Source organism: Acinetobacter zhairuonensis (assembly GCF_022601715.1).
Taxonomy (GTDB): Bacteria; Pseudomonadota; Gammaproteobacteria; order Pseudomonadales; family Moraxellaceae; genus Acinetobacter.
In genome coordinates this window covers 169,276-185,586 of record NZ_JAKVIM010000002.1, presented here as the reverse complement: position 1 = coordinate 185,586, position 16,311 = coordinate 169,276, and the positions used below count along the sequence as shown (strand labels likewise).

13 protein-coding genes are annotated in these 16,311 nt (G+C 41.3%); 9 read left to right on the top strand and 4 right to left on the bottom strand.

Annotation, left to right across the window (positions count from 1 at the left end):
- Positions 1-5 precede the first annotated feature (5 nt).
- The 3 genes from MKI85_RS02600 to MKI85_RS02590 all read left to right on the top strand — a co-directional run bounded on the left by MKI85_RS02600 (position 6) and on the right by MKI85_RS02590 (position 2,165).
- Complete coding sequence (locus MKI85_RS02600; RefSeq protein WP_241624699.1) at positions 6-1,100, top strand: fatty acid desaturase family protein; 1,095 nt, start codon at positions 6-8, stop codon at positions 1,098-1,100.
- Positions 1,101-1,276: 176 nt separating this feature from the next.
- Complete coding sequence (locus MKI85_RS02595; protein WP_241624697.1) at positions 1,277-1,498, top strand: DUF1653 domain-containing protein; 222 nt, start codon at positions 1,277-1,279, stop codon at positions 1,496-1,498.
- A 64-nt stretch (positions 1,499-1,562) separates the two neighbouring features.
- Positions 1,563-2,165, top strand: coding sequence for an O-methyltransferase (locus MKI85_RS02590; RefSeq protein WP_241624695.1), 603 nt, complete (start codon positions 1,563-1,565; stop codon positions 2,163-2,165).
- Between the two features lie 59 nt (positions 2,166-2,224).
- Here the strand turns inward: MKI85_RS02590 and MKI85_RS02585 are convergent, their stop codons facing one another.
- Positions 2,225-2,431 carry a KTSC domain-containing protein gene (locus MKI85_RS02585; RefSeq protein WP_100241644.1) on the bottom strand — a complete coding sequence of 69 codons (207 nt, stop codon included), beginning with the start codon at positions 2,429-2,431 and terminating at the stop codon, positions 2,225-2,227.
- Between the two features lie 197 nt (positions 2,432-2,628).
- Complete coding sequence (gene ahpC, locus MKI85_RS02580; RefSeq protein WP_100241618.1) at positions 2,629-3,192, bottom strand: alkyl hydroperoxide reductase subunit C; 564 nt, start codon at positions 3,190-3,192, stop codon at positions 2,629-2,631.
- A 504-nt stretch (positions 3,193-3,696) separates the two neighbouring features.
- On the opposite strand from ahpC, the gene hrpA reads away from it, so the two are divergent.
- Both hrpA and MKI85_RS02570 read left to right on the top strand, forming a co-directional pair.
- Positions 3,697-7,623, top strand: a complete 3,927-nt coding sequence (hrpA, locus tag MKI85_RS02575) for an ATP-dependent RNA helicase HrpA (protein WP_241624693.1) — start codon at positions 3,697-3,699, stop codon at positions 7,621-7,623.
- A gap of 30 nt (positions 7,624-7,653) precedes the next feature.
- Positions 7,654-8,769 (top strand): beta-ketoacyl-ACP synthase III, encoded by a 1,116-nt coding sequence (locus MKI85_RS02570; RefSeq protein ID WP_241624691.1) that lies wholly within the window; start codon positions 7,654-7,656, stop codon positions 8,767-8,769.
- Positions 8,770-8,978: 209 nt separating this feature from the next.
- Here the strand turns inward: MKI85_RS02570 and MKI85_RS02565 are convergent, their stop codons facing one another.
- A complete protein-coding gene (locus MKI85_RS02565; protein ID WP_241624689.1) occupies positions 8,979-11,033 on the bottom strand; it encodes a TonB-dependent receptor plug domain-containing protein in 2,055 nt (684 codons plus the stop codon).
- A 289-nt stretch (positions 11,034-11,322) separates the two neighbouring features.
- Here MKI85_RS02565 and MKI85_RS02560 point away from each other — a divergent pair, with 289 nt between their 5' ends.
- The 4 genes from MKI85_RS02560 (at position 11,323) to ahpF (ending at position 15,917) form a co-directional block, all read left to right on the top strand.
- Positions 11,323-12,123: a tellurium resistance protein gene (locus MKI85_RS02560; protein WP_241624687.1), complete on the top strand. Its 801-nt coding sequence runs from the start codon at positions 11,323-11,325 to the stop codon at positions 12,121-12,123.
- Between the two features lie 7 nt (positions 12,124-12,130).
- Positions 12,131-13,249 carry a toxic anion resistance protein gene (locus tag MKI85_RS02555; protein ID WP_241624685.1) on the top strand — a complete coding sequence of 373 codons (1,119 nt, stop codon included), beginning with the start codon at positions 12,131-12,133 and terminating at the stop codon, positions 13,247-13,249.
- Between the two features lie 59 nt (positions 13,250-13,308).
- Positions 13,309-14,211, top strand: coding sequence for a hypothetical protein (locus tag MKI85_RS02550; RefSeq protein ID WP_413351805.1), 903 nt, complete (start codon positions 13,309-13,311; stop codon positions 14,209-14,211).
- Between the two features lie 140 nt (positions 14,212-14,351).
- Positions 14,352-15,917, top strand: a complete 1,566-nt coding sequence (ahpF, locus tag MKI85_RS02545; RefSeq protein ID WP_241624682.1) for an alkyl hydroperoxide reductase subunit F — start codon at positions 14,352-14,354, stop codon at positions 15,915-15,917.
- 144 nt (positions 15,918-16,061) lie between these two features.
- Here the strand turns inward: ahpF and MKI85_RS02540 are convergent, their stop codons facing one another.
- Positions 16,062-16,310 (bottom strand): YfhL family 4Fe-4S dicluster ferredoxin, encoded by a 249-nt coding sequence (locus tag MKI85_RS02540; RefSeq protein ID WP_241624681.1) that lies wholly within the window; start codon positions 16,308-16,310, stop codon positions 16,062-16,064.
- Position 16,311: the final 1 nt, after the last annotated feature.

Below are 16,311 nucleotides of genomic sequence, written 5' to 3'. Positions count from 1 at the left end.
ATATCATGAATATGCCTGTAAAAGCACAATATTTTAAGAACCCAAAGAATCGTGAATTGACTCAATTTGAGTTAGACGAATTGGCGCGTGAACTAGACGCGATTAAACAAGAAGTTTTGGATGATATTGGCGAGAAAGATGCCAAATATATCCGTCGTGTTTATTCAACTGTACAGTATGCTTCAATTGCTGGTCGTGCTTGCTTGTTTGCAGGCTGGTTCCCACCAGCATGGATTTTAGGCACAGGCTTGTTGGGCTTTGCTAAAATCATGGAAAACATGGAATTGGGTCACAATGTCATGCACGGTCAATATGACTGGATGAATGATCCTAAATTCAGTGGTAAAAACTACGAATGGGATATCGTTGGTACTTCGGACAACTGGCGTCAAACCCATAACTATAAACATCATACCTATACCAACATTAAAGGTATGGATGATGATATCGGTTACGGTTTATTACGTTTGTTCCCAGAACAACGCTGGAAACCAGGGTTCTTATTACAGCCTTTGTATAGCATTCCATTCTGCTTGTTGTTCCAATGGGGTGTTGCGATCCAGAATCTAGAAATAGGTAAAGTCTGGTTGGGTCGTAAAACCAAGCAAGAGTTGAAAGAAGAGTGGAAACCTACACAGCGTAAAATTACCAAGCAATTGTTTAAAGATTACGTGTTTTTCCCATTGATTGCAGGTCCTGCTGCATTGCCAGTGTTTACAGGTAACCTTGTAGCGAATGGTATCCGTAATATCTGGACCTTCAGTGTGATTTTCTGCGGCCACTTTACCAAAGATGTGGAAGTTTTCCCAAAAACTGTATTACAAAACGAAAGCCGTGGTCATTGGTATATGCGTCAAATTCGTGGTTCTTCGAACTTAACAGGTTCAGAAGCTTTCCACATTTTGACTGGACATTTAAGTCATCAAATTGAACATCACTTGTACCCAGATATTCCAGCACGTCGCTATCGTAAAATGGCGCCAAAAGTACAAGCAGTGTGTGAGAAATATGGCTTAAATTACAACAATGCCAGTTTGGTGAAGCAATACGGCAGCGTGATTAAACGTATTGTGAAATATGCATTCCCATTTAAGAAATAATTCAATGAAAACCACTTCTTCGGAAGTGGTTTTTTTATGTGCCTAAATCTAGCGTTGCTCAACGCTCAAGTTATGACGTGATAAGCATGAAAATACAATAACTTCAACAGATTGAATTTCCAAACTTGATTGAATGATTTAGCATGAAGCATCACAAATAATGGTAGAGTTTAACAATGTTAGAACGTGGTATTTATCAGCATTATAAAGGTCAGTTGTATCAGGTATTTTCTGTGGCAACACATAGTGAAACCGAAGAACAGTTGGTGGTTTATCAATGTCTATATGGTGATTACTCATTATGGGTGCGACCACTCAGCATGTTTACCGAGCACGTGACTTTGGATGATGGAAAAGTGCTTCCTCGCTTTAAATTGATTCAAAAAACGGCTATATGAATAAAAGCCAAAGAATAAAAAATGAAATTTAACGTAAATCAAATTTAAGCACAGGAAAGTCTCGATGAGCTTGAGTCAGCAATTTAAAGCAAGAATAAATGATCTCTACGTATCTTTTAAAGAACATGATGTTACTCAGAAAGATCGACTACAGCGTTACCGCAATATCGAACCTGATTCTGCGCAATTTTTAGCAATGCAGATTCGGATTCAAAATTCGAAACATGTTCTGGAAGTTGGTACCTCGACAGGTTATTCCACCTTATGGCTGGCAGATGCTTTACAAGTCACACAAGGGCAACTCACCACTTTAGAAATTGAAGCTGCTCGTAGTGCGCAGGCGCAGCAATATGCACAGGAATTTGGGCTGGATCAGCTGATTCAATTTTGGGTAGGCGATGCCAAAGACTATTTGGTAGAATCTAGTGCGCAATTTGATTTAATTTTGCTTGATGCGGAACGCGATGCCTATGTGGATTATTGGCCATACTTAAAACGCTTGTTGGTAAAGCAAGGTAGCGTTTTGATTGTAGATAATGTAATTTCCCATGAGGAAGAAGTGAAAGCATTCACGAATTTGGTGAAAGAAGAAGGCAATTATTTGCTATCGACCTTGTCTTTAGGTGCTGGTTTATTGGTGATTACTGCCAAGGATTATAATAGTTAAGTAGCAAGTGAATGGATTGATATGAAAAATCAGGGCTTGCCCTGATTTTTTATTGTTATTTATTGGATGGTGATACGGGTGAAGTGCAAGTCGTATTCTAGGTATTTGTGGACAAAGGCGGCTTTATCACTACATCGTAACATGTTGGCATAAACAAATTTGGGCACAGGGTGGTAGAGTTCTCCAGAACCATTGTTATAAAAAATTTTTAAGTATCTTGAAGTCGCATTGTATTTCCAAGAAGTCACGGCAAGCATTATCCCCATACATACCTCCTTGAATTTGTATAAAAAACTCAATGACCTAACTTTAATATCCAAACTGAATAAAATAGAAGGCTTATTTAGATGTATAGCAGAAATTACAGGGACTTCAAATACATTCTTGCTAAAATCACTCGAAATTAAGTTATAAAAAAACCACGCATATCGCGTGGTTTTTTCGATGCAATCTAATTCAAAAATTAGATTTTACCCACTAGGTCGATAGACGGAGCTAAAGTTGCGTCGCCTTCTTTCCATTTAGCTGGGCAAACTTCACCTGGGTGAGCGTGTACGTATTGAGCAGCTTTAACTTTGCGAAGAAGTTCTTGAGCGTCACGACCAATACCACCAGCGTTAATTTCAACGATTTGGATTTTGCCTTCAGGATCGATAACGAAAGTACCACGGTCAGCAAGACCAGCAGCTTCGATTAATACTTCGAAGTTTTTAGCAAGCGTCCAAGTAGGGTCGCCAACCATTGGGTATTCAATTTTCTTAATTTCAGCAGAAGAATCGTGCCAAGCTTTGTGCGTGAAGTGAGTGTCAGTAGAAACTGCATAGATTTCAACGCCTAATTTTTTGAATTCAGCGTAGTTGTCAGCAAGGTCACCAAGCTCAGTTGGGCATACGAAAGTGAAGTCTGCTGGGTAGAAGAAAACTACAGACCATTTGCCTTTAAGGTCAGCTTCTGTAACTTCAATGAACTTGCCGTTAAGGTAAGCTTGTGCTTTAAATGGTTTAACTTCAGTATTAATTAAGCTCATCATTGTCTCCATGATTGAGGTTAGTTTTTAAATTTGGAAGTAGAATATCGAAATTTTAATTATTGCTGAAACAGTATTTTTACATTACAAGCATCGGAAAAACCGAATAATGTAACTTCAATGCCATTTCATTCAATAGCATCATCATCGATTACAATTGAATTTGATGATGAAAAAATGACAATACGTCACAATCAAATTGTCGTATTTGAATCGTTATTCAACATGCAGTCATTAACCTCGAATTTCAAGGGTGTAATTGAAAAAAGATATTTTAGTATGTTGCAGTTGCTTACTTTTTTCACATATGGAAGGTAATGGCTGGAAGTCACCGAGAGCTCACTTTCTTGATCCAACTGTTTGCTTTAAGCATTTTTTGTATCAATCGGCATGAAAAATAAGCACATTTTATGCCGTATTTCAGTATCGTGGGCGAGAGGCTTTCTCTATGCTCGCTTAAGGCGTAAAATGCAGGATTCAAAATTTTCTCGGGATTAATCATCTGTGCAAAGTCATTTAAATATCGATCAATGGGTTATGGCCCGCGACCGTCATCGTTTAAATCGACTACGCCGCAGTAAAGATGGTGATCCAAAGCAATATCAAGAACTGTTCGAGCAGTCTAATCGTAAAGTTCAAGAACGGTTTGCACGCCTACCACAAATTAAATTGAATCAAGACTTGCCTGTCACTCAGTCAGCTGAAAAATTGATGGCTGCGATTCAACAGCATCAAGTGATTATTGTGGCGGGTGAAACGGGTTCGGGTAAAACCACACAGCTACCGCAAATTGCCATGCTGGCGGGACGTGGTTTAACGGGCATGATTGGTCATACACAGCCACGACGTTTAGCAGCACGTAGTGTGTCACAGCGTATTGCCGAAGAAGTCGGGGAAAAGCTGGGTGAGTCGATTGGTTTTAAAGTCCGCTTTAATGAGCAAGGTTCTCAGGATTCAATTGTCCGCTTAATGACCGATGGTATTTTGCTGGCTGAGTTATCGAATGACCGTTTTTTAAGTAAGTACGATACGATCATTATTGATGAAGCACATGAACGCTCGTTGAATATTGACTTTATCATGGGCTATTTAAAGCAGTTGCTACCTAAGCGCCCAGATTTAAAAGTCATCGTGACCTCGGCAACCTTAGATGTTAATCGCTTCAGTCAGTATTTTAATGATGCGCCAATTTTTGAAGTGGAAGGACGGAGCTTCCCTGTAGAAGTACGTTATCGCCCAATTTCAGAATTGAGCATTGGCGGTAGTGATGACGATGAATTTGACGATTTTGAAGAAAACTTACCGCGTGCGGTGGTGCAAGCGGTAGAAGAATGTTTTCAGGATGCGCAAGAAAAGGGGCATCCTGAACATGCGGATATTCTCATTTTTGCCAGTACTGAGCAGGAAATTCGAGAATTACAAGAAACCTTGCAGAAGTATGGTCCAAAGCATACCGAGATTTTACCACTCTATGCACGCTTGGCTTTGGCAGATCAGCAAAAGATTTTTAATTCTAGCGGTGGTGGACGACGCATCATTATTGCAACCAACGTCGCTGAAACTGCTTTGACCGTCCCGAACATTCGTTATGTGATTGACAGCGGTTTTGCTCGTATTTCACGTTATAACTACCGTTCTCGCGTGCAGCGGTTACCGATTGAAGCGATTTCACAGGCAGCAGCCAATCAGCGTAAAGGGCGCTGTGGTCGTATCGCACCTGGGGTGTGTATTCGTCTATATAGTGAAGAAGATTTTCAAAGTCGTCCTGAATTTACCGAACCTGAAATTAAGCGCACCAACTTGGCTTCGGTCATTTTGCAAATGCAAAGCTTAAATTTAGGTACACTTGAAGCTTTTGATTTTATTGAGCCGCCAGATCATCGCTTGGTGAATGATGGTCGTAAGTTATTGGTTGAATTGGGTGCAATGACTGAAAAGAGTCCGACCTCTTTAACTGAAACCCAAGTCGAAAAACCTCTAGAGCCTGCGCGCGGTAATAAAGCCAATCCTAGTAATGGACTCACTAAAGTAGGTCAGATGATGGCAAAAATGCCGATCGACCCGCGTTTAGCCCGTATGATTTTGGGTGGCGCGCATTTTGGTGTGTTAAACGAAGTACTGATTATTGTCGCGGCATTAGCCGTACAAGATCCGCGTGAACGTCCTGCGGATAAGCAAATGCAGGCGGATCAGAAGCATGCTTTGTTCCGTGAAGCAGATTCTGACTTTTTATTTTATTTAAAGTTGTGGGAAGCGATTCACGATCCTGTCGAGTCAATGAGCGAAAATAAACGCCGTAGCTTTGCGCGCCAGCATTTCTTGAGTTGGCTGCGTTTACGTGAATGGAAAAAAACGCATGAGCAATTGCTAGATCTAGCCAAAGGTTTGCATCTTTCCTTTAATGATAAAAAAGCCAGCTATGAAAATTTGCACCGTGCACTTTTAACAGGTCTGTTGTCGTTTATTGCCAATAAAACCGATGAGCGTAATGTGTTTATGGCTGTGCGCCAGCAGAAGGCACGTGTGTTTCCAGCATCGACCTTACATAAGACCAATACCTCGTGGATTATGGCATTTGAAATGGTGGAAACCTCACAGGTCTATTTGCGCACACTGGCTAAAATTGAACCGGAATGGATTCTCTTAGCTGCGCGAGATTTGCTGAAATACCATTATTTCGAACCGCACTGGTCGAAAAAAGCAGGTATCGTGAATGCCTATGCGCAGATTTCACTGTTTGGTCTGATTATTGAACCGAAGCGTATGATCAACTATGAAAAAGTCGATCAACCTGCGGCACATGAAATTTTCTTGAGAGATGCTTTAACTACAGGCAATTTGGGTACTATGCCGCCTTTTTTAAAGCATAACTTACTCAAACTGGAAGAAGTTGAACGAGTTGAGGATAAATTACGTCGTCGTGATTTGGTGGTGGATGAAGAAACCATTTATCAATTCTATGCAGCGAAAGTCCCAACTGAAATTGCCAGTCGTCGTAGTTTTGAAGACTGGCGTGCGACGGTTGAGCCGAAACAACCACGTTTCTTGTATGTAGAAGATGATGCATTGTGGTTGAATGATCGCCCGACAACTCAGCAGTTCCCTGATCATTTACATAATGGTGAACTGCGTTTAGCTACAAGTTATCGTTTTGATCCAAGCCATGATGAAGATGGTGCGACCGTCAATATTCCAGTACAGGCTTTACCTCAAGTGGATGAAAACATTTGGTCTTGGGGAATTCCAGGCTGGCGTCAGAACTTGATTGAAGCTTTATTAAAAGCTTTGCCGAAAGATAAGCGCCGTAATTTGGTGCCGATTCCTGATACTGCGAAAAAGCTGATGCAGCGCGTGGATGCTGTACATTTGCGTGAGCACTTATTTAATTACTTGGCATTCCAATTACGCGGCGAGCAGATTACTGAAAAAGATTTTTCATTTGAGAAAATTGATCAATATTTGTTGCCGTTTATCAAAGTGATTGATGAGAAGGGACGTGTAATTGAAAAAGGGCGCAATTTAGCTGACTTGAAAGCACGTTGCCGTACCGAAACCCATAGTCCAGTCAAACAAGCCAAAGGGCAGTTCCAAACCTTCCCTGAGGATTTTGTGTTTGAAGCTTCGCATAAAGTGACGGGCGTGGTGGTGAAGCAGTATCAAGCATTGGTGCCTGTGAAAGTTTTTGCCAAGTTAGAGCAGAAAGATGATTCGGGCATTGTGGTTCAAACCTTTAATGACCAAGATGAAGCGATTAAGCAACATCGCGAAGGGGTGATCCGTTTAGTTCATTTGCAATTGGGCGATTTGGTTCGTCAATTGAAAAAGCAGATTCCCAAGCCGATGGCACTGGCATATTCTCCTTTAGGTGACAAGGCTCAACTGGAACAGATGCTGGTTTACGCCACGCTACAATTGGCAATTACAGAACTGCCTATCAACCAGACTGAATTCCAGCAGTTATTGCAGAAGGTCAAACAAAACTTTTTAACGCACGGACAACAGGCGTTAAAAATGATGAGTGATATTTTTATTCAGTGGCAAGGCATTCGTCAGAAACTATTGATGTTAGATGGCGATATATTTGGACGCAGCATAGACGATATTGAAGACCAATTAGACCTAATGCAATTGGCGGATTTTGTCTATGGCAAACCCGTCGATGTGTGGACTGAGTATTCACGATATTTAGCAGCTTTGCTATTGCGTTTGGACCGCTTGCCCAATAATCTCCAACGAGATATTGCTGCCATTGGACAAATTGATCCGTGGATGGATAAATTATTTAAATATAAAAATGACGTTCGTTTGAAAGAATTGTACTTTATGATCGAAGAGTTGCGTATTTCGCTGTTTTCTCAACCGATGAAAACCAAGATGCCTATTTCTGCGACACGATTACAAAAATTGTGGGAACGTCTTAGTATCAGTTAAAATTGAACGAATTCAGAGTAGGAGTTTTACATGGGCATCCGTATTACAGGTACTGGCTTGTTCCACCCAGAACATGTCATTACCAATGAAGAGTTAGTTGAAAGTCTAAATGCTTATGTGGAACAGTATAACCAAGACCATGCTGAGCAAATTGCAGCAGGTGAGTTAGAAGAACGTCGCGGTTCTAGTGCAGAGTTTATTGAAAAAGCATCGGGTGTGAAGCGCCGTTATGTGGCTGAAAAAACAGGTGTGCTTGATCCAAACCGGTTACGTCCACGTTTAGAAGAACGTAGTGATGACGAATTGTCGATCCAAGCTGAATGGGGTGTAATTGCTGCCAAGCAAGCGATGGAAAATGCAGGTGTGACGGCAGAAGACATCGATGTGGTGATTTTGGCGTGTTCAAACTTGCAACGTGCCTATCCAGCAGTTGCCATTGAAATTCAGACGGCACTCGGTATTCAAGGTTATGCGTATGACATGAATGTGGCATGTTCAGCAGCGACGTTTGGTTTAAAACAAGCTTACGACGCAATTAAATCGGGTGCACGTCGCGTATTGTTGGTGAATGTTGAGTTAACTTCGGGTCATACTGATTACCGTTCTCGCGATTGTCATTTTATTTTTGGTGATGTAGCAACGGCTTCAATTATTGAAAATACAGAGACTAAATCTGGTTTTGAAATTTTAGATACAGATTTGTTCACACAATTCTCAAACAACATTCGTAATAACTTTGGTTTCTTAAACGGTTCTGAACTCACTTCACGTGATGACAAGCAATTCCGTCAAGATGGTCGTAAAGTATTTAAAGAAGTTTGTCCGCTTGTGGCAAAAATGATTTCAAATCAGCTTGAGAAGAATCAGATTAAACCTGAGCAAGTGAAGCGTTTCTGGTTACATCAAGCTAATCAGAATATGAATGAGCTGATTTTGAAATTGGTGGTGGGTAAGGACGCGGCTGAAGCAGATCCAAGCCTTGTACCAATCATTCTGGATGAGTTTGCCAATACTTCATCTGCGGGTGTGATTATTGCATTACACCGTTCAGCACATGAAGTGAATGATGGTGAATATGGCGTATTGTGCTCATTCGGTGCAGGCTATTCTGTTGGATCAATCTTGGTACAAAAGCACGTCGCTTAATACCCCAAAATTGAATTGCTGTTTTCAATTTGATTGATGACAGTGAAATTAAAGCACCACTCATTTTAATCCAGTGAGTGGTGCTTTTTTATGTTTGGTGCTCAATACATTCCGTAAGGTGCAGTACATCATTCGAGTGTGAAACATTGAATCTAGGTGCTTCATCAAGTATTCACAGGAAGCACCATAGTCTTTGATTGTGATTGGTCTTAGAATTTCTTTTCTATATTGAGCAATAAACTTGGAATGGCTTGGCTAATTCGCGCTTGATACAAACTGTCATCCGATTGATTGTTCAAGCGCTCTTTATAGTCCGTGCTGAGCAGATTGCGGGCACTTAAGCTGGTAGACCAGCCTTGCTTAAAGCGTTTGGTCGCACTGATGTCTAAGTTCACACGTTCATTGCTGGTACGGTTATAGGGCTGATTTTCCAATGCACGGGTAAATTCAGGGGTGTAACTTAAATTGATACTGGTCGACAGTCGCCAAGGTTGAAAGTTATAGGACAGTCCCATACTGGCTGTATAGGGTGCAACATCGCTTACCAAGCGTTCTCGTTGCGTGTCATCTTCCACTTTGGCGCGTATGGTCGACAGTTGACTGTTCAACATCCAAGAATGACCTTGCTCATCTTGTTTTAAGGCATAATGCCCTGAAAGCTCAATCCCATAGGTAGTTGCATGCGGTTGATTCTGTGGGCGTTGTACATAGCGTCCATTTTCCTGACGAATCACCGATTCAATATAGTCATCAATCTGGCGGTAGAAGCCTGTCAAATTCACACCACCTGCGGCAGTGTTGTAACCTAATGTCGACTCATAAGCCTGAATTTTTTCAGGACGTAAAAATGGATTACCACCACGGTCTGGGTTGTTCAGGCTGCCCGCATCACTGTCGGTTGAAATGGAGACTGTTGGTAATAAATTATTGGCTTTGGGGCTGCGGAAAGCCTGACTAATATTGGTTTGTAATGACCATTGATCATCAAAATTGTAACGATGTGCCAGTACAGGACTCAGGTGCTGATCATCATAATCTACTAGCCCTGAGCGATGAATCCATTCCTGACGTAATCCCAAGGTTAAAGTTTGCTGATCGGTGAAACGCCAACTGCCTTCACTATAGAGGGCATAACGTTGCTCATCTAAGGTATCAGCAGTATTACTTTCAAGAGTGTTTGAGCGGGTGTCTAACCCGAATTTAATTTGGCGATCCGCATCAAACTGGCGAATACCATCGTAAGCCAAGCCATACTCTTCAATTTGCTGATCAATATAGAGGGATGCTTGCGAAGAACGGGTAAGTTCCGTTTCATCCTGCTTTTCATAAGAGAAACGGACTTTGTCGGAGTTTTTATCGACTTGGCGTTCAAAGCGGGTGTTGAGACGTAGACTGTCATTTTTATCCTGTTGAACTTGGTCAGAACGGGTACCATCACGCTCATGGTTACGGTAAAACAGTTCTGCTACAACTTTCTTTTCATCATCAATTTCATATTCAACTCGTGGACTGATCATGGATGATTTACGCTCGGAGACATTTTTTTGAACCCGAGTTTGGCTTGATGTTTGAGTTTCTGTGATAGAGGTGGTGTCGTCCCAACTCTGGTTGGCAGATACACTATAAAGCCAAGGACTATCTCGTCCATCCATTTGTAGAGTGAGGTTTTTACGTTCGTTTTCCGAAGCGCCCGAATTGTAAAGTCCATAACCCATACGAGCAGTTCCGCTAAGACGAGTGCTTTGTAGCGGTTCTTTAAGAATAATATTAATCACAGCAGAAACAGCGACCGAAGCTTGGGTCACACTCGGCTGCTTGGTAATTTCAATCCGTTCAATCATGTAAGGTGTGAGCGTATCAATAATGGACATGCCACCGCGTGGACCACCTTGTATAGGCTCACCATTAATCATAAAGATCGGTGCACCACTACCACGAAAGCGCATACCTGATGCACCGCCTGGACCACGAGGACCAGAACCCGATGGCATTTGGAAACCTGCGGCACGTCTTAAGGCATCACTGACAGTTTGATCGCCATATTTCAGCATTTCTTCACGATTGATAATGGTTTTGGCAATTGCACTGATGTCGTTATTTTTATTGGTAGGTGAGTCTGCTTGGAGCTTTAAGGTTTTGAGTGTTTGTACAGGTTCATCTGTCACAGTCGCTTGAGTGGTATCGGCAGCCCAGCCTGTAATAGAGATACCCAAAAGTGCGCAAGTCAGTGCACTGAATTTCCAACAAGGCTGTAACGCATCCATGACTTTATGTTTCCAAATGTAATTTCGCCTAAGATTAAACTAAAATTATGTAGAAAGATTGTGGAGTTCTTAATTTATTCTCATTCGCAATAAAAAAATTAATCCGTCTGCTGGATGGGGGATTGAATGAATATTTTCAGGGAAGGCTATTTTTTAACTTATTGTAATTTATTTATTGTTTATTTTAGATCCTGACCTGTTCATGTTTTACCTTCATATAAAAATACGGTGTTGATAATTTTAATGGCTATGTTAAAACAGAGGGGTACTGGTCATGATCTAAATTGCAATGCAAGTTACTGAACTGATTCCTTTATCTGAAATAGAGGTCAATCGACAGGACGTTTTGGCGATTCAACGGAATGAATTGGTGCCCATTTTTAATAATGCGGCATTGCTGCATCATTATGCTGAACAGATTGTTCAAGCTCAGGCCGTGTTGTTGCAGGGGGTAGATCCGCGACTGACACAGCAATTCAGACAAAGTATAGAGGCACTGATTCAAGCCCTGACCCAATCCAATAAATATTTAAAGAAACGTAAATTTAATGCCTTACAAAAATGGCTCGGCATTGACATTGAACATAGATCAGGGCAAATCGACTACTATAAAAATTTGGATGTATTGCTCGATCGTAGTCAACATTTAAGTCAAAAACTGCGCTTGGAAATACAAAAGTCTCAATCTCGGGTACAGCAATTACTGGGTTTGCGTGTAAGAATGGCAAATTATGTGGTTGCCGCGCAGGAGTTTGTGCAAGAGTATCCCAAGATGCTACGGACACAACATCCTTTAGATCAATTTTCCGAACGCTTATCCCAAAAGATTCATAGCCTGCAAACCGTACAGGCCAGCAATGATATTGCCATGCAGCAAATGCAGCTTTCGCAGCAGCTCTCTTTAGGCTTGCTGGATCGTTTTACCGAAGCGCAACAGGTGTTGATTCCTGCTTGGCAATATCATGTCAAACAAAGTCAACAGACAGATTCGACTGCTGAGCTATTAAAGCTCGATAATAGCCGCGAAAAACTGATTAAAACTTTAAGAAAATCATTAGAGAAGCCCTCTGGGAACTCAACACAAAATTAGGTGAATTATGACCAATTCAGAACACAATAACTTCCCTGTAATCATGACCGAAGATATGGTGGAACAACAGTTTCAGCAACTGAATTTAAAAGAGCTGGGTTTACAGAAGTCAGATTTGGCTGAGGTACTGACCGCCACCAAAGAACTAGCAGATATGAATCATCAGAGTGTCGCGGAGTATGGGAAACATATTGCCACGCAAACCTCAACTTATACCGATGAGCTGTTAGATTTGGTGCAAAACAAAGATTTAGATGCTACAGGGCAAAAGTTGAACCAAGTGGTGCAAGTCGCACAGCAATTAAATGGTAGCAGCATTCTGAATCAATCTAAAAGTTCTGGCTTTTTGGGCAGTATTTTAAATAAGTTTAAAGGGGCGAAGCAGAGTTTTGATCAGCACTTTAATACCACCAAAGAGCAGATTGATGCTTTGGTTAAAGAAATTGAAGCTTCACAGTTGGGGCTGAAAGATCGGGTCAAGACGTTGGAACAGATGTTTGATTCTGTGCAGGATGAATATAAGCAGTTGGGCATTTATGTGGCTGCGGGAAAGATCAAGCAGCATGAAGTTCAGCAGCAAATTGCCAGCTTAACTACACAGGAGCAGGATCAAACCACGACCCAGAAAATTTATGATCTGAATCATCTCTCAAATAATCTTGAGAAGCGGGTCAGTGATTTACAGGTGTTGCAGCAATCGGCCATGCAGACCTTACCCATGATTCGCATTATTCAGTCGAATAATATGATGTTGGTGGATAAGTTCTATGCCATCAAAAACATTACTTTGCCCGCGTGGAAAAACCAGATCAGTCTTGCTATTTCTCTGCAAGAGCAAAAGAACAGTGTACAACTGGCAAATACCATTGACGATGCCACCAACGATTTATTACGCCGTAATGCGGATTTATTGCATCAAAATTCAGTCGATACTGCACGTGCCAATCAACGTTCCGTAATTGATATTGAAACCCTTGAGCATGTGCAAAATACCTTAATTCAAACTGTGAATGACGTATTACAGGTACAAAAGGAAGGGATGCAGAAGCGTGAAGAGGCGACGCAGCGTTTACGTAACTTACAAAGTAATTTGAGTCAGTTGGTATTAGAGTCAAATCAACGCTAATTTTTTATTTTTAGTCTTTTGCAGGAGGTCACTTGTCCCATTTAGAAGATGAATATGCAATGAATCCAAGCCACATTCAGCAAGGTGTGCAGACGCTTAAACGTCGGCAAACCCATCTAATGTGGGGGTGTATATTCACTTCCAGTTTGGCACTAGTGGCTTTACTGAGCTACTTTTTCCAGCAGGATATGCTGTACAGTTGGTTTGGGCTAAGCCCAGAAGTTAAACAACTGCATATTCCAGTGAGTGCAGACAGCGCATTGGCCCAGTTTGGGCAAGCACCAGACTATTTCTTCAATTTGCTTTCTTGGTTTGGTTGGTTGTTGTTGAAAATGACCAGTGCCTTTATTGGCGCATTTTTTGTGATTCATTTTCTCAAGAAAATTCGCTTCTTCGCTATTCGCTTTCAATCCTTTGTAATGAAGTTTGTTGGCTGGTTAATTGCATTTATCTGTATTTGGTCAGCACTGACTTATGTGCAATATGATTGGAAAGATGAGGCGGAGCACCCTTATGCTGAGGCGATTCAATATGAAAATCGCTTGCATCAGAGTGAATTGGTACATCAGTTAGAGCAAACGCAACTGGCACAGCCCATAAAAGCTTATGTACTGGCGCAAATCGCATTGTTGCATTCGCCTGCCGACGAAAATGCCGCGATACCTTATGTATTGACACTGGTTGATGCTGAGCAAAATGACCCCAATTTTATTCAGTACGGATTTAGTCCTTCACAGTTATGGAGCATGCAGCAACAACTCTATGGTAAAGCGATTACCCCGATAGCACAGTCTGTTTCACCACAGGTCATGCAAGTGCAAAAGTGGGGGAGTGTTCTACAAGTTGCTCTTATTTCATTGTTTATTCTAAATGTAATTCTTAGCTTAATATTGTATACATTATCTCGGTATTTTATGGCACGAACGCGTAGAATTGAGCACAACCTAAAAAATTTCGGGTAAGTGATTCAAGTTATGTACTATTTTTCCTATTGATCTAATATTTCGATTGTATTTATAAATACAAACTGTTTTACCAATTTTATGTTTTTTATTATGATGCATTCATCAACTAAATTATCTCTCCACTGGAGTCGTTAGCAATGTTAGATCAAAATACTTCTGCGCAATTAAAAACACTTTTAGAACGTCTTGAAAGCCCAATCGAAATTATTGCGTCTTTAGATGCTTCAGAGAAATCTGAAAAAATTAAAGAGTTGGTCACTGAAATTGCGGTGTTATCAGACCAAGTGACAGCACGCTTCGATGGTGAACATACACGTCGTCCAAGTTTTGCGATTGCTAAAGCAGGAGAGCAACCACGTGTACATTTCGCGGGTTTGCCAATGGGACATGAGTTTACCTCACTCATTCTTGCATTGTTACAAGTATCTGGCTATGCACCAAAAGTTTCTGAAGAAGTACTTAACCAAATTAAAGCTTTAAACATCAAATCGAACTTTGATGTGTTTGTATCGTTAAGCTGCCATAACTGTCCTGACGTCGTTCAAGCATTGAATCTGATTGCCATTTATAACCCAGGTTCGACAGCAACCATGATTGATGGTGCCTTCTTCCAAGAAGAAGTGGAACAACGCAAAATCATGGCAGTACCCATGGTGTTCCAAGATGAGCTACACATTGGTCAAGGTCGTATGACGTTGGAAGAAATTATTGCCAAACTGGATACCAATTCTGCTGAGAAAGAAGCAGCCAAATTGAATGCCAAAGATGCGTTTGATGTATTGGTGATTGGCGGTGGACCTGCAGGCGGTACTGCGGCAATTTATGCAGCACGTAAAGGCATTAAAACAGGTATTGTGGCGGAGTGCTTTGGTGGTCAGGTCATGGATACCATGGATATTGAAAACTTTACCACGGTACAAAAAACTGTCGGTCCTAAGTTTGCGCAAGATATGGAAGCACATGTTCGTGAATATGGTGTGGACATTATGAACTTGCAACGTGTGAATAAAATCACTGGCGCGGATCAAACAGCCAACGGCTTGGTGGCTGTTGAACTTGAAAATGGTGCAAAACTTGAATCGAAAACAGTCATCCTTTCAACAGGTGCACGTTGGAGAGAAATGAATGTACCAGGTGAGGCTGAATACCGTACCCGTGGTGTTGCATACTGTCCGCACTGTGATGGTCCGTTGTTTAAAGGCAAACGTGTTGCTGTGATTGGCGGGGGGAACTCTGGTGTAGAAGCAGCAATTGACTTGGCAGGTATTGTTGAGCACGTGACTTTGGTGGAGTTTGATACTAAACTGCGTGCCGACCAAGTGTTGCAAGACAAGTTAAACAGCTTGCCAAATGCGACTGTCATCATGAATGCTTTATCCACTGAAGTAGTCGGTGATGGTGCTCAGGTAACTGGCTTGAAATACAAAGACCGTGCAACCGATGTTGAACATACTGTTGAGTTGGCTGGGATTTTCGTACAAATTGGTTTATTGCCAAATACCGACTTCTTGAAAGACAGTGCAGTTGAGCTGACTCCACGTGGTGAAATTGTGATTAACGAACGCAACGAAACTAATGTGAAAGGTGTGTTTGCTGCGGGTGACTGTACCACTGTGCCATACAAGCAAATTATTATTGCGACAGGTGAAGGTGCAAAAGCGTCGCTATCTGCTTTTGATTACATGATTCGTTCAGGTCAGTAATAAAAAAGAGCCAACATAAACAGTGTTATGTTGGCTTGCTATTAAACTTTTTACTTTTTATAGGAACTGAGGACGCTAACACCGATGTTCCTTTTTTTATTGTTTATTGTTTTCCCCCAAGATTTGATTAAAACAGTTTTATTTTTAAATAATATTCAGCGTTTTAAATTTCTCCTCTAATGCCGCTTTGCTTTCAATGTGTTCAGGATGAACTTCAATACAATCGATCGGGCAGACTGCCATACAGGTTTGATGTTCATAAAAACCCACGCACTCTGTACAGCGTGCTACATCAATCTCATAGATTTTCTGACCTTCATAAATGGCATCATTTGGACATTCGGGTAAGCACATGTCGCAATTGATGCAGGCATCCGTGATTCTTAAAGCCATG

Coding starts and splice junctions, on each gene's coding strand:
- MKI85_RS02600 (WP_241624699.1), top strand. CDS start 6: ATGAATATGCCTGTAAAAGCACAATATTTTAAGAACCCAAAGAATCGT.
- MKI85_RS02595 (WP_241624697.1), top strand. CDS start 1,277: ATGTTAGAACGTGGTATTTATCAGCATTATAAAGGTCAGTTGTATCAG.
- MKI85_RS02590 (WP_241624695.1), top strand. CDS start 1,563: ATGAGCTTGAGTCAGCAATTTAAAGCAAGAATAAATGATCTCTACGTA.
- MKI85_RS02585 (WP_100241644.1), bottom strand. CDS start 2,431: ATGGGGATAATGCTTGCCGTGACTTCTTGGAAATACAATGCGACTTCA.
- ahpC (WP_100241618.1), bottom strand. CDS start 3,192: ATGAGCTTAATTAATACTGAAGTTAAACCATTTAAAGCACAAGCTTAC.
- MKI85_RS02570 (WP_241624691.1), top strand. CDS start 7,654: ATGGGCATCCGTATTACAGGTACTGGCTTGTTCCACCCAGAACATGTC.
- MKI85_RS02565 (WP_241624689.1), bottom strand. CDS start 11,033: ATGGATGCGTTACAGCCTTGTTGGAAATTCAGTGCACTGACTTGCGCA.
- MKI85_RS02560 (WP_241624687.1), top strand. CDS start 11,323: ATGCAAGTTACTGAACTGATTCCTTTATCTGAAATAGAGGTCAATCGA.
- MKI85_RS02555 (WP_241624685.1), top strand. CDS start 12,131: ATGACCAATTCAGAACACAATAACTTCCCTGTAATCATGACCGAAGAT.
- MKI85_RS02550 (WP_413351805.1), top strand. CDS start 13,309: ATGAATCCAAGCCACATTCAGCAAGGTGTGCAGACGCTTAAACGTCGG.
- ahpF (WP_241624682.1), top strand. CDS start 14,352: ATGTTAGATCAAAATACTTCTGCGCAATTAAAAACACTTTTAGAACGT.
- MKI85_RS02540 (WP_241624681.1), bottom strand. CDS start 16,310: ATGGCTTTAAGAATCACGGATGCCTGCATCAATTGCGACATGTGCTTA.